Source organism: Viridibacillus arvi (genome assembly GCF_001274945.1).
In the GTDB taxonomy this organism is placed as follows: Bacteria; Bacillota; Bacilli; order Bacillales_A; family Planococcaceae; genus Viridibacillus; species Viridibacillus arvi.
The window spans coordinates 960,699-983,189 of record NZ_LILB01000005.1 but is presented as its reverse complement, the minus strand read 5'-3'; the positions used below and the strand labels follow the sequence as shown (position 1 = coordinate 983,189).

Genomic DNA, 22,491 nt, shown 5'->3' with positions numbered 1-22,491 from the left:
GATTTATATTTATGTTTAATTTTTAGGTATAAACGATTATTTATTGAATGGAGGAGAGATAGGTGCTAATGAAGAAGATATCTAATAGCACCGTTAAGTATGGATACTAAAATTGGCGCGAAAAGTATATTAGTTGTTGGAATGACTACAGTAATTGGAACATCAGCCTTGCCTGGAGTTGCAAAGGCAGATTTAAATAATGATGAAGACTTAATAGTGCAAACAAATACAGAAATTGAGAAAATGGAAAAGAATGATCAGGCATTAACTCCTGTTATTGAAGAATCTGATTTGTCGGTAATTGAAAGTGCAAAAGATATAAGCATCACAGAACAAGTTATGGATACATCAAATACCTTAGATAAAACAATTGATAAAGAACAAGAAGAGCTAACAAATAATACAAAACAAAAGGCTGTTTCAACTACAAATGAAGTAGAAGAAATTGTACCACCACAAACTATTGTAAAAACAGTTGCACCATATAGTAGTGGTAATATTTCAACATTTATACAAAAGATTGCACCGATAGCTAGGACTTTAGCAAAGACAAATGACTTATATGCTTCAGTTATGCTTGCACAAGCTGTTCTTGAAAGTTCATATGGGACAAGTGCTTTAGGTGCAGCGCCGAATTACAATTTATTTGGAATGAAAGGTAATTATCAAGGAGCTTTTGTAGAGATGCTAACTTTAGAAGATGATGGTAAGGGGAATTACTATCAAATTTCTGCTCACTTTAAAAAATATCCATCTCACACACAGTCGTTGCAAGATTATGTTAATTTAATTAGAAACGGAGTATCTTGGGATGCCTTTCGTTACATGAAAGTATGGAAAAGTCATACGAATTCTTATCAAGATGCGACTCGTGCTTTAACTGGTACATATGCTACGGATACGCTTTATGCTAGTAAACTAAATAATTTAATTGCAACATATAATTTAACAACTTATGATTCTAAGGCATCTGTAGGAGATTCTTCAGGAGATGAGCCAATAGATAACAATGATTCTAATAGTTCACTAGGAAACGAGGTCTTATATACAGTACAAAAAGGCAACACGCTATCGGCTATTGCACAAAAATATAGAACAACAGTAGCAATCTTGAAAAAGTGGAATAATTTGGAATCCGACGTGATTTATGTAGGACAAAAATTAATAATTAGCAAGGGTGAAACACTAGAAAATGCTGGTTTAGGAGAAAGTACAAACTCAAATAATCAATCTACAACAACGAATAAATATTACACAGTACAAAAAGGCAATACTTTATCTGCTATCGCGATCAAATACAATACAACAGTAGCAAAATTGAAGAGTTGGAATAATTTAAAATCCGATACAATTTATATAGGACAAAAGTTGATAGTAAACAAAAGTGGAAAAGTTGAGAATATAGTTCAAGGGGGAAATACAAACTCAAGTAATCAATCAGCTACAACAAAATATTATACAATACAAAAAGGCAATACCTTATCTGCTATTGCGATTAAATACAATACAACAGTAGCAAAGTTGAAAAGTTGGAATAATTTAAAATCTGACACGATTTATATAGGACAGAAAATAATCGTTACCAAAAAAACAAATACTACTAATAACAAAACTAATAGTGACAATACGTCAACAAATAACAAAGTATCCTCTACCAACATGTATTATACAGTGCAGAGGGGTAATACTTTATCTGCTATAAGCAGAGTGTATAATGTATCTATCGCGGATATAAAAAACTGGAATAATTTAAAATCCGACACAATTCTAATTGGGCAAGAACTAATTATTAAACAAAAAGTAACAAATACACAGCCTACTAATAAAGTCTCTAAATATATCGTCCAATATGGAGATTCATTATCTGTAATTGGAAAAGTATACGGAGTATCAGTAGTGAATTTAAAAAACTGGAACAATTTAAAGTCGGATTTGATTTATGTAGGACAATCACTAATTATCAAAAAATAACACATTCTAGATAAGAGCATGCTAACTATGTATGCTCTTTTTTGTTATAATAATAGGGTTAAGAATGTATAACAGGATAAGCGCATGGAGAATGGACTACAATAATAGAAAAAAATAAATTGTACGTCACGCTCACCGAATAGAGTCCGTCAATGAAAAACTTATATTGACAGCTGTATTCGGTTCAGTATGGCTTAACATTTTTAGTTTTAAGATGAAACATAATGGATAGAAGGAGACTGAAAAATGAGTTCTAATCTTGAACAAGATATATTATCTCGTCGTACGTTTGCCATCATCTCTCACCCGGATGCTGGTAAAACAACGATAACAGAAAAGCTTTTGTACTTCGGTGGCGCAATTCGCGATGCAGGTACGGTTAAAGCGAAAAAAACAGGTAAATTTGCTACTTCTGACTGGATGGAAATTGAAAAGCAACGTGGGATTTCAGTAACATCTTCAGTGATGCAATTTGATTATAATGGTCGCCGTGTTAACATTTTAGATACACCTGGGCACTCGGATTTCTCGGAAGATACGTACCGTACGTTAATGGCAGTAGATAGTGCTGTAATGGTTGTGGATGCAGCAAAAGGTATTGAGGCACAAACGCTAAAACTATTCAAAGTTTGTCGTATGCGCGGTATTCCTATCTTCACATTTATCAATAAATTAGATCGTCAAGGTAAAGAACCACTTGAGTTGATGGAAGAACTTGAAGAGGTTCTTGGTATTGAGTCTTATGCTATGAACTGGCCGATTGGTATGGGTAAAGAGTTCTTAGGAATCTACGATCGCTACAACAAACGAATTGAGCAATTCCGTACAGAAGAAGAGGAGCGATTCTTACCAATTGATGAAAATGGTGAGTTAGCCGTTGAACATGAGATGAAAAAAACATCATATTACACACAGGCTATGGAAGACATTATGCTTCTAAATGAAGCTGGTAATGATTTCTCAGCAGAACGTGTAACAAGAGGAGAGTTAACACCTGTATTCTTTGGATCAGCTTTAACAAACTTCGGTGTACAAACATTCTTAGAAACATATTTGAACTTTGCACCAACACCACAACCTCGTCTAACTGAAGATGAGCAAATCGTAGATCCTTTAGACAAAGATTTCTCAGGCTTTGTATTTAAAATTCAAGCAAATATGAACCCAGCTCACCGTGACCGTATTGCTTTTGTGCGTATTGTATCGGGAGAATTTGAACGTGGTATGAACATGACTTTATCACGTACAAATAAATCATTCAAGGTTACACAATCGACTCAGTTCTTAGCGGATGACCGTGAAACAGTTGACAAAGCTGTGGCTGGAGATATAATTGGTCTTTATGATACAGGTAACTATCAAATAGGTGATACAGTCGTTGGTGGTAAAAAAACATTCCAATTTGAAAGATTACCACAATTCACACCTGAATTATTTATGAAAGTAACAGCGAAAAACGTTATGAAATCAAAACACTTCCATAAAGGTATCTTGCAACTTGTACAAGAAGGTGCTATCCAATACTACAAAACTTTGCATACAGAGGAAGTAATACTTGGAGCAGTTGGTCAACTACAATTTGAAGTATTTGAACACCGTATGAAAGCAGAATATAACGTAGATGTTCGAATGGAACCAATGGGCTCGAAAATAGCACGCTGGATTCAAAACGAAGGTGACGTTAAAGAATCTATGACAGGTCCTCGTAGCATGCTCGTACACGATCGTTATGAAAATCTTGTCTTCTTATTTGAAAACGAGTTCGCAATGCGCTGGTTCCAAGATAAAAACGAAAATATTGAGCTTTATAGCTTATTATAAGTTTCGCAATCGGTCGTCCTACTTAGTTGGGACGACTTTTTTGTTTTGTTTGAGAAATAGTAATGGCTTTATTGAAATGCTACATAATCTATTTTGCTTTAAATTTTAAATGTTTCACAATTAGATTTAACTCACACTAAACTTGTCAATAGTATGTATGACGCGAGGCTTATAAAAGTTCAGAAAAATCATTATTATCAAAAAACATTTGAAGTTAAAGTAGTAATTCACTATGATTAAAAGAATGAGTAAAAGGAGCGAGCGCAATGAAGATTAGTGATTTTTCCATCAAGAGGCCAGTTTTTACGATAGTGACGATGTTGCTCGTGATTATTCTAGGCGCAGTATCTTTCTTCAAAATTCCAGTGACTTTAATTCCTGAGTTAAATCCGCCAATTGGTGTTGTCGTTACAAATTATTCAGGAGCTAGTCCAGCTGAAGTAAATGAAAAGGTTACAAAACCTTTAGAAAGTACCTTATCAACCTTGCCAGGAATTAAATCGATTCAATCGACTTCTCAAGAGGGCGCAAACTTTATGATGCTTGAATTCAATTGGTCGACAGATATAAATAAGATACAAACGGATATTTTACAGCGTATAGATCAAACTCCTATCCCATCAGAAGCTAATCGTCCGCAATTTTTAAAGTTTGATCCAGCTCAATTTCCAGTTATTCAACTGACATTGCAAGCAACTGGTGACAATCAAGATGTCCGCATTTTAGCAGAAAAACTAGAGAAAGATTTACTACGTACGGAAGGTGTTGCTAGTGTAAATATTTCAGGGACTCTTATAGAAGAAATGCGTATAACATTAGATAAGGACAAGCTTGTAAAAAATGGTTTAACCCAGGCAGATATTGTCCAAACAATTCAAGGTAACAATGTTTCGCTACCTGGAGATCCGATTGAAACGGGTCAAGGACAGCAACTGACAGTAAGAGTATTAAGTACGTTAAGTTCAGTAAAAGATTTAAAAACACTTATTGTAAAAACAAACCCTTTAAATGGGAATGAAATAAAATTACAAGACATTGCAAATGTAAAAGTGGCCGAGCAACCAACTGCAACGATTACTAGAGCAAATGAGCATCCAGCTGTCTTAATGTCTGTCTTACAAGAATCGGGAGCTAATACAGCAGAAGTTTCGAAGAATTTCCAAAACTCTTTAAATACTTTATTAGCCCAAAAGCAGTATGAAGGAGTTAAGGCTGATATTTTATTTGATCAGGGGGATTATGTAAAGTTAGCAATTGATAATATTGGTTCATCGCTCATTTATGGTGGGATTTTTGCTATGTTAGTTTTATTTGTTTTTTTAAGAGGTATTCGTAGCCCTATTATCATATCTGTTGCAATCCCGTATTCTGTCATTGTGACGTTCGTTCTTATGTATTTCGCCAATTTTTCGTTAAATATATTAACGCTTGGAGCATTAGCTTTAGGGATCGGTATGCTTGTTGATAACGCTATTGTCGTAATTGAGAATATTGAGCGTCATCTAGGAATGGGGAAAACACCAAAACAAGCAGCTTCTGAAGGAACGAAAGAAGTGGCTATAGCAATTATTGCATCTACCTTAACGACAGTAGCAGTATTTGTACCAGTTATTTTTATAACGGGATTAATTGGTCAGATTTTCACTGAATTTGCATTGACTATTTCTTTTAGTTTATTTGCATCTTTAGTCGTTGCACTTACTGTTGTGCCGATGATGGCTGGGCATATGTTGAAGCGAAAGCCAGGAGATATAGAAGAAAAGCGTAGCAATTCCAAACGGTATACTGCATTTAAAAATTCAGTTGAGTGGGCAATCAAACATAGATTCTTAGTGCTTGCTGTAACACTATTTTTACTTGTTCTTTCGGTTTTTGGATTAACCCGTACGGGCATGGAGTTTTTGCCATCGACTGATGAAGGGTTCTTTTCAATTTCTGTGAAACTTAAAAATGGCTCCGCGCTTTCTAAAACAGAAGAAGTGGTTAAGTTAATTGAGGATCGATTGAAAAAAGAACAAGACGTTGCAGTTTACGTTAGCTTCATTGGAGGAAATCAACAAACACAATCGAGGGGGAATTCTAAAGCAAATGAAGCTGAACTTTCTGTCAAACTAGTAGCCCTTGATAAACGAAAGCGCTCTGTATTTGAGTTCGTAGATGCTATCCAAAAAGATGTGCAACAGGACGTAGGAAATAGGGCAGATGTTAGTTTTAATATGCAAACAGCATCTGGCTCTGCTCCGAATACATTAACATTTAGAGTATCTGACACGAATCATAAGCGCCTTAATCAGGTAGTGGAGGATATTCAGAAGAAAATAGAGGCAATTTCAGATATTACTGAAGTTGAAAATGACCTCAATAATACAGTTGAAGAAATACAAGTAAATGTGAAGCAACAGATGGCCTCACAATTAGGTTTTGTGCCTGCCCAAATTGCACAAACCGTACAACAAATGACAAAAGGCGTCACAGCAACGCAAATTTTGACAAATCAAGATGAAGTACAATCGGTTGTTGTGAATTACGGTGATGCATATAAAAAAAGTATTGAGCAACTAAAAAAGTTGCAACTGCGAAGTGCTACAGGAGAATTTGTTGAATTACAGGATGTAGCAGAAGTGAAAGTGAAAGAGGGGCCAGTATCCATTAGACGTACTGACCAACTGCCATCTGTTGCATTTATTTTGAAGTATAAGTCAACACAAACGTTAACTGGAGCAGGAGACAAAGTTGATAAAGTAATTAAAGAGCTCAATCTTCCAGAAAGTACATCGATTAAATTTAGTGGGGATCGTGAATTGTTTGATGAATCGATTAACGATATGCTGTTAGCCATTGTATTAGCAGTAATACTTGTCTATATCGTAATGGCAGCTCAGTTTGAATCGTTTAAATATCCTTTTGTCATTATGTTCACTGTACCATTAATGATTATTGGTGTTGCACTTGCTTTAGTGTTAACGAATACTCCGATTGGGGTAACTGCCATTATTGGTATTCTGGTTCTAGTTGGTATAGTTGTTAATAATGGTATTGTACTTGTTGATTACATTAATCAGCGAAAGGCTGCTGGAGTACCATCTTTTGAAGCGATTGTCACTTCTGCAAGAGATCGTTTAAGACCAATATTAATGACAGCTTCAACGACTGTTCTAGGATTAATACCTTTAGCTATTGGTTTAGGTGAAGGAACCGAAATGAATCAACCAATGGGGATTGCTGTAATAGGTGGATTAATAAGTTCTACATTTTTAACTCTTTATATTGTACCGATTGTTTATAGTTTGTTTGATCGTGAAACACGTTTTTTGCATAAAAAGAGAAAAGCATAGTAATTAAGGGGTGGATGGGATGGCTACCGGTTTTTTTACAGGATTTCCTGGTTTTATTGCTAGTCAAATTGTTCGTACAGCCTTTAAACAAGAATTGTACGATAAAGTGTATGCGGTGGTATTAATAACGGAGAAGCAACGTGCTGAAGCTGAAGCTGAGCGCATATTAAAAGATTATCCGGGAAAAAAAATAGTTATTATTGAAGGAGATATTACATTACCAAACTTAGATATTAACAGTAATCAACTTGAGGAATTAATGAATGAGGTGGATGTCGTTTGGCATTTAGCTGCTATCTATGATTTGGCTGTACCAAAAGAGGCTGCCTGGAAAGTAAATGTTCAAGGCACGTCAATAGTAAATGAATTTGTTAGCCGAATGGAAAATATAAAACGTTATATGTATTTTAGTACGGCTTATGTAGCAGGAACCCGTGAAGGCATTTTAAAGGAATCTGAATTAATCCGTCCAATAAGTTTTAAAAATTTCTATGAAGAAACGAAATTCGAAGCAGAAACATTAGTAGAACAATTAAAGGCGACGATGCCAGTAACGATAATTCGTCCTGGTATCGTGAGAGGTCATTCACAAACAGGAGAAACAGTTAAATTTGATGGACCGTATTTCTTTTTGAATATGATTGATCGATTAAAATGTCTCCCAATTATTCCATACATCGGTCAATCGAATGCCAGATTAAATGTGGTACCTATAGATTATATAACGAACGGTGTTGTTTACTTGAGTACTCTTTACGAGGCTATAGGAAAGACCGTTCATATGACTGATCCAAATCCGCATCCTGTTCAAGAAATATATAGAGCCATGGTACTTACTGTGACTGGTCAAAAACCAAAGGGGCGTATTCCGCTAAGTCTTGCTAGAAAATCAATGAGTATACTATCTGTCCGTAAAGCACTTGGTGTTGAGTATGAGACTCTTGACTATTTAACGTGGAATGCATCATTTGACACTAGGACAGCTGAGCAACTTTTATCTGGCTCTTCTATTCAATGTAAAGACTTTATTCAATCTCTACCTACGATGATAGAGTTCTATAATAAGCATAAAAATAACGAAGCCTATCAGATTCAAATTAAATAATACTAATAATAGTTACTTTGTAAAAAATGAATTTTTTCCCTAGAAAAAAGTTTACTTACCCATATATTTTAGTTATAATAGAGTCACAAACAAACTTAATTACTTTTGACATTTTGTCAAAGGGGAGTAGCTATAGGGAAACCTACCTCATAGTCGTCATTACATGGTTTAACCACCATCGGTTATGAGAGCAAATGAATTTTTAAAATTGCTAAGCGAGACCTTTGCCTTTTATTAGGCATGGGTCTTTTATTTTTGTTTGAAAAAGGAGGAAATTGGATGGACGCGATATTATTGGAATATGCATGGGTGCTATTAGTACTAATAGTATTAGAAGGTTTACTAGCCGCAGATAATGCGGTTGTTATGGCTGTTATGGTCAAGCACTTACCACCTGTACAACAGAAAAGAGCGTTATTTTACGGCTTGCTAGGTGCGTTTGTATTACGATTTGCTGCGCTATTTATGATTACATTCCTAGTGAACTTTTGGCAAATTCAAGCGTTAGGAGCAGCTTATTTACTATTTATCTGTTTCAAACATTTATATGATCATTGGAAGAAAAAGAATCAGGAGGAAAAAGTCGAAGAAAAACAGGGTTCTGGCTTCTGGATGACAGTATTTAAAGTAGAATTAGCAGATTTGGCTTTTGCTATTGATTCAATGCTTGCTGCAGTAGCTTTAGCTGTAACTCTACCTGAAATTGGAAATTTCCACGTTGGTGGTATTAATGGTGGTCAGTTCGCCGTTATGTTCTTAGGCGGTATTATTGGCTTAGTCATTATGCGTTTTGCAGCACAATGGTTTGTTAAGTTACTACAATCTTATCCATCTTTAGAAACGGCGGCGTTTTTAATCGTTGGATGGGTCGGAGTGAAATTATTAGTTTTGACATTAGCACATCCAAAGGTAGCGATTTTAGAAGAGTCTTTCCCTCATTCAACTGGTTGGAAAATGACATTCTGGATTGTACTTGTTGTACTAGCAGTAGGTGGCTACCTTGTAGGAGTCCGCAATAAGAAAAAGTCAGATGCAACTGAATAATTTAGTTGGGACCCTATTTTCCATATTTATGGTGAGTAGGGTTTTTTATTTGGAGAAAAAGGGCAGAATAGGGTAGATTGAAAAGTTATAGAGAGAATATTTTTAGGTACTTTCCTTTTCTCTTACTTTTTCATACAATAGGGAGTATCTTGTTTTCAAGATTGAAAGGATTCGATTTATTTGGGGTTTACTAAAGATATCAATCGGCGTGCAACACCATTCCAAGCTATTGTTTCATATTATTTTATAGCCATTGCTATTTCTTTTGTACTTTTAAGGTTACCAGGTGTACATAAACCAGGTGTAGAAGTTTCGTTACTTGATTCGTTATTTACTGCAGTTAGTGCAGTTAGTGTGACCGGTTTAACAGTTACGAATATATCTGAAACGTATTCAGTTTTTGGTATTGTTATGTTACTGCTAATTTTACAATTAGGTGCAATTGGGATTATGTCTTTAGGCACCTTTGTTTGGTTACTTGTCGGGAAGAAGATTGGGATGCGTGAACGTCAACTAATCATGGTCGATCATAACCAAACGAAAATATCAGGTGTCGTGTATCTAATAAAAGAAATCGTGAAAATATTAATAACGATTGAACTTATAGGTGCTACCGTATTAACGCTTTATTTCGTACAATATTTCGACAACTTCAAAGAAGCATTATTACATGGTGTTTTCGGGGCTATTTCTGCGACGACAAATGGTGGTTTTGATATAACCGGTATGTCATTATTACCTTTCCATGGTGATTATTTTGTACAAGCAATTAATATGTTATTAATTACTTTAGGGGCAATTGGTTTCCCTGTATTGATTGAAATTAAAGCCTTTTTAGAAAATAAAAATAGAAATTTTCGTTTCTCGTTGTTTACAAAAATTACGACAGCTACTTATGCGATGTTATTTCTCTTCGGTACTTTCGTAATACTTATTATTGAATCATTCCATGCATTTAAAGGGATGAGCTGGCATGAGGCATTTTTCTCAGCGATGTTCCATTCTATTTCAGCACGTTCAGCTGGATTAACGACAATAGATGTCACGAAATTCAGTGAAGCGACAGATGTTTTTTTAAGTTTCCTAATGTTTATAGGGGCTTCGCCAAGTTCGGTTGGTGGTGGTATTCGGACAACTACTTTTGCGATAGCAATTTTATTTTTAATTAATTTTGCAAGGGGTAAGGAAGAAATCCAGATTTTTAATCGTGAGATTCATATTGTTGATGTGTACCGTTCATATGTTGTTATCATTTTAGCTGTAGCGATGGTACTTGTTGCAACGATGATTTTATTAATCACTGAGCCGGAAGCTACATTAACTCAAATTGTATTTGAAATTACATCCGCATTCGGAACTTGTGGTATGTCACTTGGTTTGACAGAACATTTATCATCAATTGGGAAAGTAATCATGATGTTACTAATGTTCATCGGTCGAGTTGGTCTTATATCCTTCTTATATTCTCTTGGAGGGAAGGCAAAGAAATCGAAATACCACTATCCAAAAGAGCGCGTAATTATTGGATAATCTTCAGAAAGTCGTCTACGTTCTAACATTAAGTTAAAAACGTAGACGATTTTTTTGATTCATAACATTTTCATTTTTAGCGATAGAAAAAAGCAGAGCAAAGCCAATTTTAATGGTATTTGCTCTACTTTGTTATTAAGAAATGAGTGTACCTGAAATAGTTGTGAAGTAAGGTTTATTATCTTTTCTGAAGTAGGTTAATAAATAACCATTTTGTGTAGCAAGGTGTCCATTTTCTAAAGCTTCATAATCAAGTGAGAAAGGAACGAGTAAAGTATGTTTATATAATTCCTTTTCATTTAATTGGAATGAAGCAAATTCCTCACCAGCGATCTCAGGATTTTCACGCAACTGTTGGAAAAGCTTTTTGGATTCTTCACTTGAAACGCGTTTATCCCACCAAATTTTGCGAGGTTGGAACTGTTGGACTGCTAAGTAATCAAGTTGCATTAAGTTTGTTACTATTTCTAAATTTACGCCACCACGGTCATGTAAAAATTGAAGTAAACGGTTAAATAAATCTTCAAGCTGATGGCCTATTCTTGACCATGCCCGCTCTTCCCAATATGTACCGAATTCTTGGAAGAATTCGAATGGAGATTCAAATACTTCTGTTACTAGATATTCTACCGTACGATCCATGCGATGATCATTCCAATATTTTTCTAATACATCTTCTGCTTGTTTAATACGTAAAATATCATCAAATGTTAATAAGTTGTTAGCGAAAATTTCATAAGGTGCCATATCGACATATTCATAACCATATTCCTTCGCTTGCAATCGTAAACCTGTACCGCGTAGTAGTTTTAAGAAACCTAGTTGTAACTCCTCCGGACGCATTGCAAATACATCATTAAAAGTTTGACGGAAACTAGCATAATCTTCTTCAGGTAACCCAGCTATTAAGTCCAAATGTTGATCTATCTTGCCCCCATCTTTAACCATAGTAACTGTACGAGATAGTTTTTCGAAATTTTGTCGTCGTTTGACAAGTTCATTCGTTAAGTCATTTGTTGATTGAACACCTATCTCAAAGCGGAATAGCCCCTTAGGTGCGTTATCATTCAAAAATTGAATGACTTCAGGTCGCATAATATCAGCTGTAATTTCAAATTGAAAGACTACACCTGGTTTATGCTCATCGATTAAAAATTGGAACATTTCCATTGCATAGCTACGGCTAATATTAAATGTACGGTCGACGAATTTAATCGTTCTAGCACCATGTTCCATTAAGTAACGAATATCTTCTTTTATCTTTTCACGGTTAAAGTAACGGACTCCAACTTCAATGGATGATAGGCAGAATTGACAGCTAAATGGACATCCACGGCTGGTTTCAATATATGAAATTCGTTTTGGAATATCAGGAATGTCCTCTTCAAAGCGATAAGGACTTGGCATTTCGCGTAAATCGACTTTTTTAGGTTGAGGGTGAATAATGACTTTACCATCTTTTAAATAACAAATTCCTGGGACTTCTTCAAGGGGTAGTTCGCCATTTAAGTGGAAAAGGAGTTGTTTAAAAGAATATTCTCCTTCACCCATAATGATATAATCCACGTCATTAAGTCTACGAAGCCAATCATGCACATCATAAGATACTTCAGGACCACCAAGAATGATTTTTGTATTAGGACTAACTTTCTTTAACATTCTAATGACGCGAATCGTTTCTTCGATATTCCAGATGTAGCAGCTAAAGCCCACGATATCAGGTTTTTTTTGATAAATATCAGAAACAATATTAAAAGAAGGGTCTTTAATAGTGTATTCAGAGATAATTGGGTCGAATTCGGGTATAGCAAATGATTTTAAATAGCGCAATGCGATATTAGTATGGATATATTTTGCATTTAAAGTAGCTAGTACTATGTTCATATTTGTGAACTCCTTTGGAAAACAGCGTAATGTAGGCTGTTATTAATGAGAAAGTAACATATGTGTAACCGATATTGATTGTAACAATATTGCGAAACTTCTGCAATATAAGTATAAAGACCTATTCCTATATATTATTTTTTATGGAATAATCTGAATATTATATATAAACGTTTGTGTCTCAATTGTGACCTTTTTATTTTCGATTATATTTGCATACTTTTTTAATAGGATGCATAGGGTTATAGAAGTAAACGAAAGGTGCGGTGAAACAGCGTATGACGAGTAGTACTAATCCAACGTTCGACTATTTATTTAAGGAAATAAAAGACCCGCTTACAATTTTAGATACTAATTGCAAAATGGTTAGGATTAATGATTCTGCAAAGGAAATGTTAGCAATAGATCTAAGCATGGATTTAGAAACTATTGTGGAAGAGTCTTTTAAAGCAGATTGGCAACATTTTATTCATGAATTAATCAATGAAAAGCATGCGGCATGCGTACTTAATTTAAATATAAATCAAAGTATAATTGAAGGAGTTAGAATTACAGGATTCCATTATACTAAATTTAATGTCATGATTGTGCGATTCGAACGATCTACTGTAGAATTGCCAACTTTCAGTTTATTAAATGACAGTGAGAAGAAATTCAATCATGTGTTTAATTATTCTACAAATGGCATTATATTAACGGATAAGAACGGTACCATTGTAGAAGTTAATAATCTGGCCGAAGAATTATTACAAGTGTCAAGAAAGGTCCTTCTTGGCAATAAAATACCTGTTTTAATGGAGATATTCCACGGGGAAACAAATGAGATTCGTCATTTCTTTAAACAGCTATTGACGGCAGGCAAAGCTGAACATACTTTTAATATTCAGTTTGCAAATGAATATACTAGGTATCTTAATATTGTGAGCACCTACGATTCGACATCAGAACTTCACATGACTGTTATTCGTGATGACACAGAAATGATGAACTTAAAACAACAAGTGGAACATCAAGATTCACTAAACATTCTAGGAGAGCTTGCTGCTAGTATCGCACATGAAATACGTAATCCGATGACATCCTTAAAAGGTTTTACCGAATTATTGAAAATAAGTGCGACTGAAGAAAATCGCCGTTATTTATCAGTAATTGATAGTGAACTTGAGAGAATGGAAGCAATTCTCAATGAATTTTTAGTATTGTCTAAACCGAAAGAATGGACAAAAAGTATGCTATCTTTAAGTGAAATTGTAACTAAAGTTCTTGAGTTAATGCTACCAAATGCTTTAATGAAAAACGTTAACATTGTGTATAATAAACCGGATTTTGAACCGGGTTATATATATGCGGATGATTTTAAAATCAAACAAGTACTAATAAATCTCATTAAAAATGCTATAGAAGTAATGCCAGATGGTGGCGATATAACGATTACCCAAACTTTTGACTTTATGGGGCAAATGAAGTTAACAATTAAAGACTGTGGTTCAGGTATAAGCGATCTAGAAATCCAAAAGATTTTCATGCCATTCTATTCTACGAAAAGAAGTGGGACAGGTCTAGGTCTGCCATTCGTATTGAAAACAATTGAAGAGCACGGTGGTAAAATTGAAGTGTCTAGTGAATTACAAAAAGGGACAAGCTTTGAAATTACATTGCCATTAGGAGTAGACCCTTCAATTCCTCAGTATGAACCAAAGCCAGAAAGCCTATACACAAGCTAAAAGGGTGTATGGGTTTTTCATTAGTCTATTTTGACAAAGCTTCAACATTATCGATATAATAGCTTTAAATTAAGATAATGGATATGAAGGATGAATTTAAATGACATCAGAAGAAATAAAACAATCGTTAAAACTATTTATCGTTTTATCGAGAGCAAATAAAGCAATAAATGAATGCACAAATCAATTTTTTCAAGATAATGGACTTAACCCTACAGAATTTGCGGTTTTGGAGCTACTTTTCCACAAAGGACGACAACCATTACAGAAAATAGGGAATAAAATCCTTTTAGCAAGTGGATCAATTACTTATGTAATTGATAAATTGGAAAAAAGAGGTTTCCTAAATCGTATATCTTGTCCTTCAGATCGTCGTATCACTTATGCTGAAATTACTCCTGAAGGTGAAGCTTTTATGGAGGAATTGTTCCCTAGACATGAAGAACAATTATACGAGCTTACAAATGCCCTTTCGCCTGAAGAAAAAGATCAGGCAATTACATTATTAAAAAAAATGGGTCTATCTATAAAAGATTTATCTTATTAAAAGAAAAAAACCAATCGATTTTTGATCGATTGGTTTTTTGATAGTTTAAAAATCAATATAGTGGTAATAATAGGAATAATAGTGTTATCATGACAAGGTGAGCGACAATGATAATTGGCATGCTTTTTTTCCATTCATAAAGGAAACCAAAAATAATGCCAGTTATGAAAGCAGCTAATACGCCTAACCAGAAACCACTTACTGCAAGCGACATTGCAAATAAAATCGCTGCTAGAATAACAGCATAAGGCATCTTCATATACTGTTTTAGTTGTTGTTGTACATAACCACGCCAGAATAATTCTTCCGCGGTAGCAATGATCAAAATCAGTAGTATATAGTGCCACAAAGTACTAGGACCGAATGTTTTGATAAATTGATGTACTGTTTTCAGAAGCTCTTCTGATAAGAAAGGTAGTAAACGATAACCTAATGCAATTAGACCATATAAAATCGTTCCAAAACCTATCCCAAATAGTAAGTATTCCCACGTTTTGATTTTGTCTTCAATTTTTCCGAATGCAAATGCAAAAGCCATACCAACCAGCATTGTAAATGTATAGAGATACCAGAATACAGCTTTTTGATCGAAACTAAAGTATAGCAGAACGTATATGAATACCAATGAAAGAATAAGCACTAAAATATTCGTGTGCTTCTTCATATTAATAATCACCTCCAACTGGATATTTAAAGAAGGTCTTTAACTCTTTTTTTTACATTTTGTAGCATTTGTACAAAAGAGACGCCGCCCTTCAAATTCTGAGGGACGGCGCAGACTCAAATACAATCATTGTAGTGTTTTAAATGCCCAATGTCTAGTAATGTATACTGTTAACGAATAGGAATTGCTATAAGTATGTCGCATATGTTACATATGTAATCATAATGGGCGTGGAACATTTTTTTTAAACTTCGTTACTGTATAATATTTTATAACGTTTGTGATTGACCACTGTTTTTTCTTCAACTTCAAGGCTGTTGAAATTTTCCATATAAGTAAGGTTGACGATTACAGAGTTTTCATTTACTTTCTCAACAATGCCTTGTAGACCGTCGTTAAATTCAATGATATTTCCGATTTCAGCGATTTTCATAGAAATTCAGCTCCTTCACCTACTAATACTTTACAGTTTGCACGAAAATACGTCTGAGGTAAAGTATTTTCTATTATTATTTTTTAAAAAAAGAAAATTTCAAACAAAAAGGAAGTTTTAATAGTGAATTCATATAATGATATGTTAGACGAATTGAAAAATGGTACGCGAAAAGATATCACGATTGATAAAAATGAATTTTATGCCTTTAGAGAAGTACTAGTGAAGAGAGAAGACTTCAAACATTTCCGAGGTGTGGCAAAACAAGGTGGTCAAGTTATTTATCAGTACATGGAAGTTGCGAGGAGTTAGTTTGTCGAAAAGTGTCGAAAGTTTCTTCTCCGAAAAAGTGGGAATAATAGTATAATAATGAACAGAATTTAGCTTGAGAGGAGGATGGTAAATGTCTGATTCCATCTTGAAAAAATTAGAATCTACAAGAGAAATGATGATCCGTTCTGGAATTGAACATGGTTTTTCAAATATTGAAACCATCCGCTTAAGTAAAAAGCTAGATCATTTATTAAATATTTATCAACTTCAGAATGTCGACAAGATGAATGATTATAATTTTACAATGGAAAATGTTAAGCATTAGGAGAAGTTCCTAGTGCTCTTTTTTATTTTCTTAATAAATTTTCTAATTTTTCGAAATAAAAGGTTTAAAATTATGCTGGAAGGAAACAATAATTATGAACACAGCAACAATCTCATTTCCCCCTTTCTTTGGCAGATGCAAAAGCATCTGTCTTTTTTTATGTGAGAATATAGAGAAGACATACAATTCGGAAAATTTTCTGATACAATTAAGAGCATATATATAAATATGGAGGAAATTACGATGGCTGAACAATGGAATATTGGGTTTGTAGGTACTGGGGTAATGGGTTCTAGCATTATTAAGCATTTTTTGCATGCAGGTCATATTGTAAATGTTTATACTAGAACAAAAGAAAAAGCTTTACCACTTGTTGAATTAGGTGCAAATTGGTTTCAGACAGCTGGTGGTGTAGCCAGTAACTCAAATATTGTTTTTACGATGGTAGGTTACCCACAAGATGTCGAAGAAGTATATTTCGATGAAAGTGGAATTTTTAAAAATGGACAAGCAGGTTTAATCGTTGTTGATATGACGACTTCCCAGCCCACTCTAGCAAAAAAAATTGCAGATCATGCAAAATCATTACAAATGGATGCTTTAGACGCTCCTGTTTCAGGCGGTGATATCGGTGCACAAAATGGGACGCTATCGATTATGGTGGGTGGAGAACGTGAAGTATTTAATAAAATTACACCTCTATTTAATCTAATTGGAACGAATATTGTTTATCAAGGAGAAGCTGGTGCAGGTCAGCATACGAAAATGTGCAACCAAATCGCGATCGCAACAAATATGATTGGCGTATGTGAAGCAATTGCTTATGGGAAAAAGGCAGGTCTTGATATAGAAGATGTCCTAGTTTCAATTTCTTCAGGAGCAGCTGGTTCCTGGTCATTAAGTAATTTAGCACCACGTATAGTGAACGAAGATTTAGCCCCTGGATTCTATGTAAAGCATTTTATAAAAGATATGAAAATTGCTTTACAAGAAGCAGAACTCATGCAATTAGATTTACCTGGTCTCTCACTTGCAAAGAAAATGTATGATGAATTAGCTAGTAAAGGTTATGAAGATAATGGTACACAAGCACTGATTCGCTATTATAAATAACACTATTCTAAAACCGCTCTGTGGATTTTTCACAGTAGCGGTTTTTAATTATTAATATCAACAATTCTATCAACATATATATGAAGAAATAATTAGTATATGACATTGTTCGATAATTTGGGTAGTTACTCGACTATTGATTGTAAGGTTTTTGTAAATTTACTTTGAAATACAGGACATTCTTCTTGCGATATGGAATAGTTATAAAGATGGGAGTTGAAATGATGAATGTAGGGTCTCAGAAGTCGATATTAAGAAGTCCATGGGGATTATATTTATCGTTACCTATATTGTCATGGGCATTTTATGATTTTGCGAATACTATTTTTTCATCCAATATTAATACGGTATTTTTTCCGTTTTATATGGATGAAATACTTGGAACGAATGAAGTAAAGCAACAAGTTGCCAGTACATTTATTTCCTATGCAAATGCCATAGCGAGCCTTTTTCTAGTTATATTCTCACCGCTTTTTGGTGTATGGATTGATAATACTGGGCTGAAAAAGAGGTTTATCGTATGGTTCGCATCCATTTCCATCATCTTCACTTTTATGATGGGGGTATTTAGTTACTGGCAAACAGATATTACATTTGGTGGAGTACCCATGAGTTTGTTTTTAGTTGTTGTAAGTTTTGTTATAGCAAAGTTCTTTTTTAATTCAAGCTTAGTATTCTATGATGCAATGATGCCAGATTTAGGAACGAAAGAAGAGATGCCCCTTATATCAGGGTATGGGGTAGCGATTGGTTATTTAGGTACGATTATTGGTTTGCTAGTCTATCCATTTGTTAGTGATGGAAATTTCCATCGAGCTTTTATTCCTACGGCGGCATTATACTTGATTTTTTCATTACCATTATTTTTTATTAATAAAGATAAACCAATTCCAAAGGAACAAAGGAAAGTTAATTCTTTCTTATCGGGCTATAAAGAAATTATAAAAACATTTAAAGAGATGCGTGCTTATAAACCTATATTCACCTTTATGATAGCCTACTTCTTTTTAAATGATGCAATTGCAACAACCATTGCTATGATGGCTGTCTATGCAACTGCAATTGTAGGCTTTTCCTCCGGGCAATTTATTATTCTTTACTTAGTATCTACTGTATCTACTATTATTGGCTCACTTGCGTTTGGATACATTACTAAAAGTGTTGGAGCTAAGAAAGCGATAATTTATGTCGCACTGTTAATGATTGTATCCCTTGTCATTGCAGTATTTGCATTAAAGCAATGGATGTTCTGGATTGCGGGTAGTATGTTTGGCGTTTCCTTAGGGTCTATGTGGGTAACATCTCGAACATATATTATCGAACTTAGCCCAATAGAAAAGCAAGGGCAGTTCTTTGGATTATTCGCTTTTTCTGGGAAAGTATCATCAATTATTGGTCCTGCTATTTACGGAACAGTGACTTTGTTACTAAAGGACTATGGTGCGCTTGCTAGCCGTATAGCTTTGTCAACTTTAATTGTATTAACTATAATTGGTCTGATCATCCATATAAGAGTTCGCCCGAATGTCACTAAATCCACATAGGAGTAATGTCCCCTTTATGTTACAATTGGAATAGAGAAAAGTGTGACTCAAGGAGGCAAATCTAATGGTAAAAAGTCAGGGTATTTTGCTAGAGAGCGGGACAAACGAACTTGAAATTGTTGAGTTTGAAGTTGGTTCCAATAAATTTGGTATTAATGTTATTAAAGTAAAAGAAATTATACAACCAATTCCGGTTACATTTATACCTCATGCTCATCCGCATGTTGAAGGAATAATTCAATTACGTGGAGAAGTATTACCAGTTGTAGATATGAAAAAAGTTTTAGGTTTGTCTGGTACTTTTAATGAGCAACAAAAATATATTGTTGCAGAATTTAATCGACAACGCGTCGTTTTCCATGTTGATAATGTGACGATGATTCATCGTATTTCATGGAATCAAATCGAAAAGCCTACTGACATGTATCAGGGTGGTGGTTCGCAAGTTATCGGAGTAATTAAACAAGATGATTTAATGCTGCTACTATTGGACTTTGAAAAGATTATGGTAGATATTAACCCTGATTCGGGTATTAGTGTAGAGTCTGTAAAAAAACTAGGTGATCGTAATCGTTCAGAGAAGAAAATTGTTATCGCGGAGGATTCACCATTACTTCGCAAATTACTGCATGACACGATGCATGAAGCAGGTTATATGAATATAGAATTCTTCGAGAATGGGAAAGACGCCTTAGATTATTTACTTGCTTTAGCAGACAGAGAAAATGATGTTTCGAAGGTTGTGCAATTAGTCGTAACAGACATTGAGATGCCACAAATGGATGGTCATCATTTAACAAAACAAATTAAAACCCATCCCGAATTGTCGAAATTACCTGTTATTATCTTCTCTAGTCTAATAACAGATGATTTAAGACATAAAGGAGATCAAGTTGGGGCTGAAGATCAAATAAGCAAACCAGAGATTGCCGAGCTCATCTTAAAAATAGATCAGTATATCTTATAAGTATATGAATGCAAAAAACCGGATACCTTAATAAATGAGGAATCCGGTTTTATCATTATAATAGCGTCTAGTGTCCGTAAAAATAACTTGTATTATTAACTAAAGGCTTCTTTTTAGGATTAGAAGTACTAACCGTTTCTTTTTTTACTATTTGTTGGGTTTTTATTCCTAAATAGTCTTTTAATACATTTCTAGCTGTGTTTAAGCTCATTTTACGTTGAGGGTTACGATAGCTGTCATCAAGATGTCCTAAATGGGGTAATGTAGCAAAGTCATCTTTTTTGGGTAGAGTATGAAAATAGTAATCTGCGCATTGAATGAGTACTGATGATTGTTGCTTACTAAAACGAGGGTTTTTCACAAAATGTAAACCAATTTTTTTCGCTCTGCTGTCAAGAATCATTTTCTCAAGTGCAAGGCGTTTCAGCTCGTAAAGAGGTTTGTTGTCTGGTGCAGTTTTTGCGTGTCTATTAACAGTATAGATAGCAGTAGCTAGTTGTTCATCACAATATTCTCTTTGCATAAAATACCGCCTTTCTACTTAAGTTAATGTCTGTAATTGATTGTGTTTAGAAGAAAATTCAGAGCATTCAATTTATAATATACATTATAATACCAATATTACTCTCGGTTGTATAGAGAGACAAGAAAAATTCTAAGGATGTGCCCCAAATGACTTATTTTAAAACAGCTATTATCGATATCGGCTCTAATACAATCCGACTTGTACTTTATACGTATGATCCGCTAAGAGGCTTAAAGGAAGTAGAAAATATTAAATCGGTAACCCGTTTGAGAAATTATTTACAAGTTGATAACGTAATGTCTGAAGAAGGCGTGCAGGAACTTGAAGAAGTATTACTTTTTTTTAGAGACATTTTAAATGATTATCACATAGTAGATCTAAGAGCCATAGCTACTGCTGCAATTCGTCAAGCACAAAATAGTTCTGAAATTATTGAGCATATGTGGAAAAATACAGGGATAAAGATTGAGTTATTATCAGGCGAGCAGGAGGCGTATTTCGGTTATTTTGCTGTGGCTCATACATTAAAAACACCATCAGCTATAACAATCGATATTGGAGGTGGTAGTACTGAATTAACCTATTTTAAAGATAAAGAACTACAGTGTTCTCATAGCTTTCCGTTTGGATCGGTGTCCTTAAAGCAACAATTTATCCAAGGTGACACAATGACAAATGAGGCTGGAGAAAAAATATATGAGTTTGCAAAAAGTAACTTTGAGACATTGCTATGGCTAAAAGGTGCTCAGTTGCCTGTTATAGGTATAGGAGGAAGTGCTCGTAACATGGCAAAGCTAGATCAACGTAAAAAGGATTATCCTATTTCAGGTATCCACCAATATGAGATGACGAAAGAGGACTTCACAATTATTAGCAACGAAGTAACATCTTTGACATTCGAAGAATTAAAGCAACTTGATGGGCTTTCAAGTGATCGTGCAGATATTATTGCACCCGTGATCATAGTATTTCAAGCGTTGATGGATGTTGTGGGTAGTGAGACATTTCAATTTAGTAGAAAAGGATTACGTGAAGGTCTTGTCATTGATCGCATACTAAAAGACAATCCAACTGCTTTTAACAAATACAATGTTTTTGAGAGGAGTACAAAATTTTTAGCTGCAGAATTTGATAAACCTTTAGAAAAGACAGCTCATTTTGTACAACTAACGGAAATGGCCTATTTTGAAGTTTGTAAAATAGGGGCATTTTCGTATAATGCAGAAGATTTACATATGTTGAAGCAAGCCGCTAGATTATTTCATATAGGCGAGTACATTGAAGTTGATGCTGCTAGTCAACATACATTTTACTTGCTGTCGAATCGCTCAATTGATGGGATAAGTCATGGTCAGCGTGTTCGTTTAGCGTTAATTGCTTCATACAAGAATAAAGATGATTTTAGCCGTTATTCGGAACCATTTATGGAGTGGTTTTCGAAGGACGAGTTTAAAAAAATGCGTGACATAGGTGCATTACTTAAATTTGTGTATGCATTAGATGCCTCGAAACGAAATATTGTCGAATCGATTGCAATGGAACAATCGGGTGATAATGTAAAACTGAAGATTTACACAAAAGGAAATGCTATGGCTGAAATGTATCAAGCTAACCGCCAAAAAAAGCATTTAAATCGAATTTTTAAAGGGGAAGTATCCATACACTTTATAGAAAAGGAAGGATAG

General features: G+C 34.5%; 18 protein-coding genes and 1 riboswitch. Of the genes, 14 read left to right on the top strand and 4 right to left on the bottom strand.

Annotated features, from left to right (window positions below; translation table 11 throughout):
- Positions 1-99: 99 nt before the first annotated feature.
- From AMD00_RS14050 to AMD00_RS14025, 6 genes are all read left to right on the top strand, one after another.
- The gene (locus tag AMD00_RS14050) at positions 100-1,971 is read left to right on the top strand and encodes a muramidase family protein (RefSeq protein WP_053417641.1); all 1,872 of its coding nucleotides are present in this window, start codon (positions 100-102) and stop codon (positions 1,969-1,971) included.
- Between the two features lie 246 nt (positions 1,972-2,217).
- A complete protein-coding gene (locus AMD00_RS14045; protein WP_053417640.1) occupies positions 2,218-3,792 on the top strand; it encodes a peptide chain release factor 3 in 1,575 nt (524 codons plus the stop codon).
- A gap of 266 nt (positions 3,793-4,058) precedes the next feature.
- Positions 4,059-7,127 (top strand): efflux RND transporter permease subunit, encoded by a 3,069-nt coding sequence (locus tag AMD00_RS14040; RefSeq protein ID WP_053417639.1) that lies wholly within the window; start codon positions 4,059-4,061, stop codon positions 7,125-7,127.
- A 19-nt stretch (positions 7,128-7,146) separates the two neighbouring features.
- A complete protein-coding gene (locus AMD00_RS14035) occupies positions 7,147-8,232 on the top strand; it encodes an SDR family oxidoreductase (protein WP_053417638.1) in 1,086 nt (361 codons plus the stop codon).
- A gap of 109 nt (positions 8,233-8,341) precedes the next feature.
- Positions 8,342-8,510, top strand: a riboswitch (yybP-ykoY riboswitch).
- Between the two features lies 1 nt (position 8,511).
- Complete coding sequence (locus tag AMD00_RS14030; RefSeq protein WP_053417637.1) at positions 8,512-9,276, top strand: TerC family protein; 765 nt, start codon at positions 8,512-8,514, stop codon at positions 9,274-9,276.
- 180 nt (positions 9,277-9,456) lie between these two features.
- Positions 9,457-10,806 carry a TrkH family potassium uptake protein gene (locus AMD00_RS14025; protein WP_053417636.1) on the top strand — a complete coding sequence of 450 codons (1,350 nt, stop codon included), beginning with the start codon at positions 9,457-9,459 and terminating at the stop codon, positions 10,804-10,806.
- A gap of 135 nt (positions 10,807-10,941) precedes the next feature.
- Here AMD00_RS14025 and AMD00_RS14020 read toward each other — a convergent pair whose 3' ends face one another.
- The gene (locus tag AMD00_RS14020; RefSeq protein ID WP_053417635.1) at positions 10,942-12,690 is read right to left on the bottom strand and encodes a B12-binding domain-containing radical SAM protein; all 1,749 of its coding nucleotides are present in this window, start codon (positions 12,688-12,690) and stop codon (positions 10,942-10,944) included.
- Positions 12,691-12,956: 266 nt separating this feature from the next.
- Here AMD00_RS14020 and AMD00_RS14015 point away from each other — a divergent pair, with 266 nt between their 5' ends.
- Together AMD00_RS14015 and AMD00_RS14010 are read left to right on the top strand one after the other, a co-directional pair.
- Positions 12,957-14,414 (top strand): PAS domain-containing sensor histidine kinase, encoded by a 1,458-nt coding sequence (locus tag AMD00_RS14015; RefSeq protein ID WP_211258649.1) that lies wholly within the window; start codon positions 12,957-12,959, stop codon positions 14,412-14,414.
- A gap of 100 nt (positions 14,415-14,514) precedes the next feature.
- Complete coding sequence (locus tag AMD00_RS14010; RefSeq protein ID WP_053417633.1) at positions 14,515-14,961, top strand: MarR family winged helix-turn-helix transcriptional regulator; 447 nt, start codon at positions 14,515-14,517, stop codon at positions 14,959-14,961.
- Between the two features lie 52 nt (positions 14,962-15,013).
- Here the strand turns inward: AMD00_RS14010 and AMD00_RS14005 are convergent, their stop codons facing one another.
- Positions 15,014-15,625, bottom strand: coding sequence for a CPBP family intramembrane glutamic endopeptidase (locus tag AMD00_RS14005; protein WP_053417632.1), 612 nt, complete (start codon positions 15,623-15,625; stop codon positions 15,014-15,016).
- Positions 15,626-15,869: 244 nt separating this feature from the next.
- Complete coding sequence (locus AMD00_RS14000; RefSeq protein ID WP_038183507.1) at positions 15,870-16,058, bottom strand: YkvS family protein; 189 nt, start codon at positions 16,056-16,058, stop codon at positions 15,870-15,872.
- 123 nt (positions 16,059-16,181) lie between these two features.
- Here AMD00_RS14000 and AMD00_RS13995 point away from each other — a divergent pair, with 123 nt between their 5' ends.
- The 5 genes from AMD00_RS13995 to AMD00_RS13975 all read left to right on the top strand — a co-directional run bounded on the left by AMD00_RS13995 (position 16,182) and on the right by AMD00_RS13975 (position 20,280).
- Positions 16,182-16,370 (top strand): hypothetical protein, encoded by a 189-nt coding sequence (locus AMD00_RS13995; RefSeq protein ID WP_053417631.1) that lies wholly within the window; start codon positions 16,182-16,184, stop codon positions 16,368-16,370.
- Between the two features lie 91 nt (positions 16,371-16,461).
- Complete coding sequence (locus tag AMD00_RS13990) at positions 16,462-16,656, top strand: aspartyl-phosphate phosphatase Spo0E family protein (protein ID WP_038183512.1); 195 nt, start codon at positions 16,462-16,464, stop codon at positions 16,654-16,656.
- 243 nt (positions 16,657-16,899) lie between these two features.
- Positions 16,900-17,769: an NAD(P)-dependent oxidoreductase gene (locus tag AMD00_RS13985; RefSeq protein WP_053417630.1), complete on the top strand. Its 870-nt coding sequence runs from the start codon at positions 16,900-16,902 to the stop codon at positions 17,767-17,769.
- A 221-nt stretch (positions 17,770-17,990) separates the two neighbouring features.
- Positions 17,991-19,313, top strand: a complete 1,323-nt coding sequence (locus tag AMD00_RS13980) for an MFS transporter (protein ID WP_053417629.1) — start codon at positions 17,991-17,993, stop codon at positions 19,311-19,313.
- Positions 19,314-19,377: 64 nt separating this feature from the next.
- Entirely contained in the window at positions 19,378-20,280 is a 903-nt protein-coding gene (locus AMD00_RS13975) for a chemotaxis protein (RefSeq protein ID WP_053417628.1), read from the top strand.
- Between the two features lie 67 nt (positions 20,281-20,347).
- Here the strand turns inward: AMD00_RS13975 and AMD00_RS13970 are convergent, their stop codons facing one another.
- On the bottom strand, positions 20,348-20,803 hold the full coding sequence (locus tag AMD00_RS13970) for a YkyB family protein (RefSeq protein ID WP_053417627.1): 456 nt from the start codon (positions 20,801-20,803) through the stop codon (positions 20,348-20,350).
- Between the two features lie 149 nt (positions 20,804-20,952).
- On the opposite strand from AMD00_RS13970, the gene AMD00_RS13965 reads away from it, so the two are divergent.
- The gene (locus AMD00_RS13965) at positions 20,953-22,491 is read left to right on the top strand and encodes a Ppx/GppA phosphatase family protein (RefSeq protein WP_053417626.1); all 1,539 of its coding nucleotides are present in this window, start codon (positions 20,953-20,955) and stop codon (positions 22,489-22,491) included.

Coding starts and splice junctions, on each gene's coding strand:
- AMD00_RS13990 (WP_038183512.1), top strand. CDS start 16,462: ATGTCTGATTCCATCTTGAAAAAATTAGAATCTACAAGAGAAATGATG.
- AMD00_RS14000 (WP_038183507.1), bottom strand. CDS start 16,058: ATGAAAATCGCTGAAATCGGAAATATCATTGAATTTAACGACGGTCTA.
- AMD00_RS14045 (WP_053417640.1), top strand. CDS start 2,218: ATGAGTTCTAATCTTGAACAAGATATATTATCTCGTCGTACGTTTGCC.
- AMD00_RS13965 (WP_053417626.1), top strand. CDS start 20,953: ATGACTTATTTTAAAACAGCTATTATCGATATCGGCTCTAATACAATC.
- AMD00_RS14030 (WP_053417637.1), top strand. CDS start 8,512: ATGGACGCGATATTATTGGAATATGCATGGGTGCTATTAGTACTAATA.
- AMD00_RS13980 (WP_053417629.1), top strand. CDS start 17,991: ATGATGAATGTAGGGTCTCAGAAGTCGATATTAAGAAGTCCATGGGGA.
- AMD00_RS14040 (WP_053417639.1), top strand. CDS start 4,059: ATGAAGATTAGTGATTTTTCCATCAAGAGGCCAGTTTTTACGATAGTG.
- AMD00_RS13985 (WP_053417630.1), top strand. CDS start 16,900: ATGGCTGAACAATGGAATATTGGGTTTGTAGGTACTGGGGTAATGGGT.
- AMD00_RS13975 (WP_053417628.1), top strand. CDS start 19,378: ATGGTAAAAAGTCAGGGTATTTTGCTAGAGAGCGGGACAAACGAACTT.
- AMD00_RS14050 (WP_053417641.1), top strand. CDS start 100: ATGGATACTAAAATTGGCGCGAAAAGTATATTAGTTGTTGGAATGACT.
- AMD00_RS14020 (WP_053417635.1), bottom strand. CDS start 12,690: ATGAACATAGTACTAGCTACTTTAAATGCAAAATATATCCATACTAAT.
- AMD00_RS14035 (WP_053417638.1), top strand. CDS start 7,147: ATGGCTACCGGTTTTTTTACAGGATTTCCTGGTTTTATTGCTAGTCAA.
- AMD00_RS13970 (WP_053417627.1), bottom strand. CDS start 20,803: ATGCAAAGAGAATATTGTGATGAACAACTAGCTACTGCTATCTATACT.
- AMD00_RS14005 (WP_053417632.1), bottom strand. CDS start 15,625: ATGAAGAAGCACACGAATATTTTAGTGCTTATTCTTTCATTGGTATTC.
- AMD00_RS14010 (WP_053417633.1), top strand. CDS start 14,515: ATGACATCAGAAGAAATAAAACAATCGTTAAAACTATTTATCGTTTTA.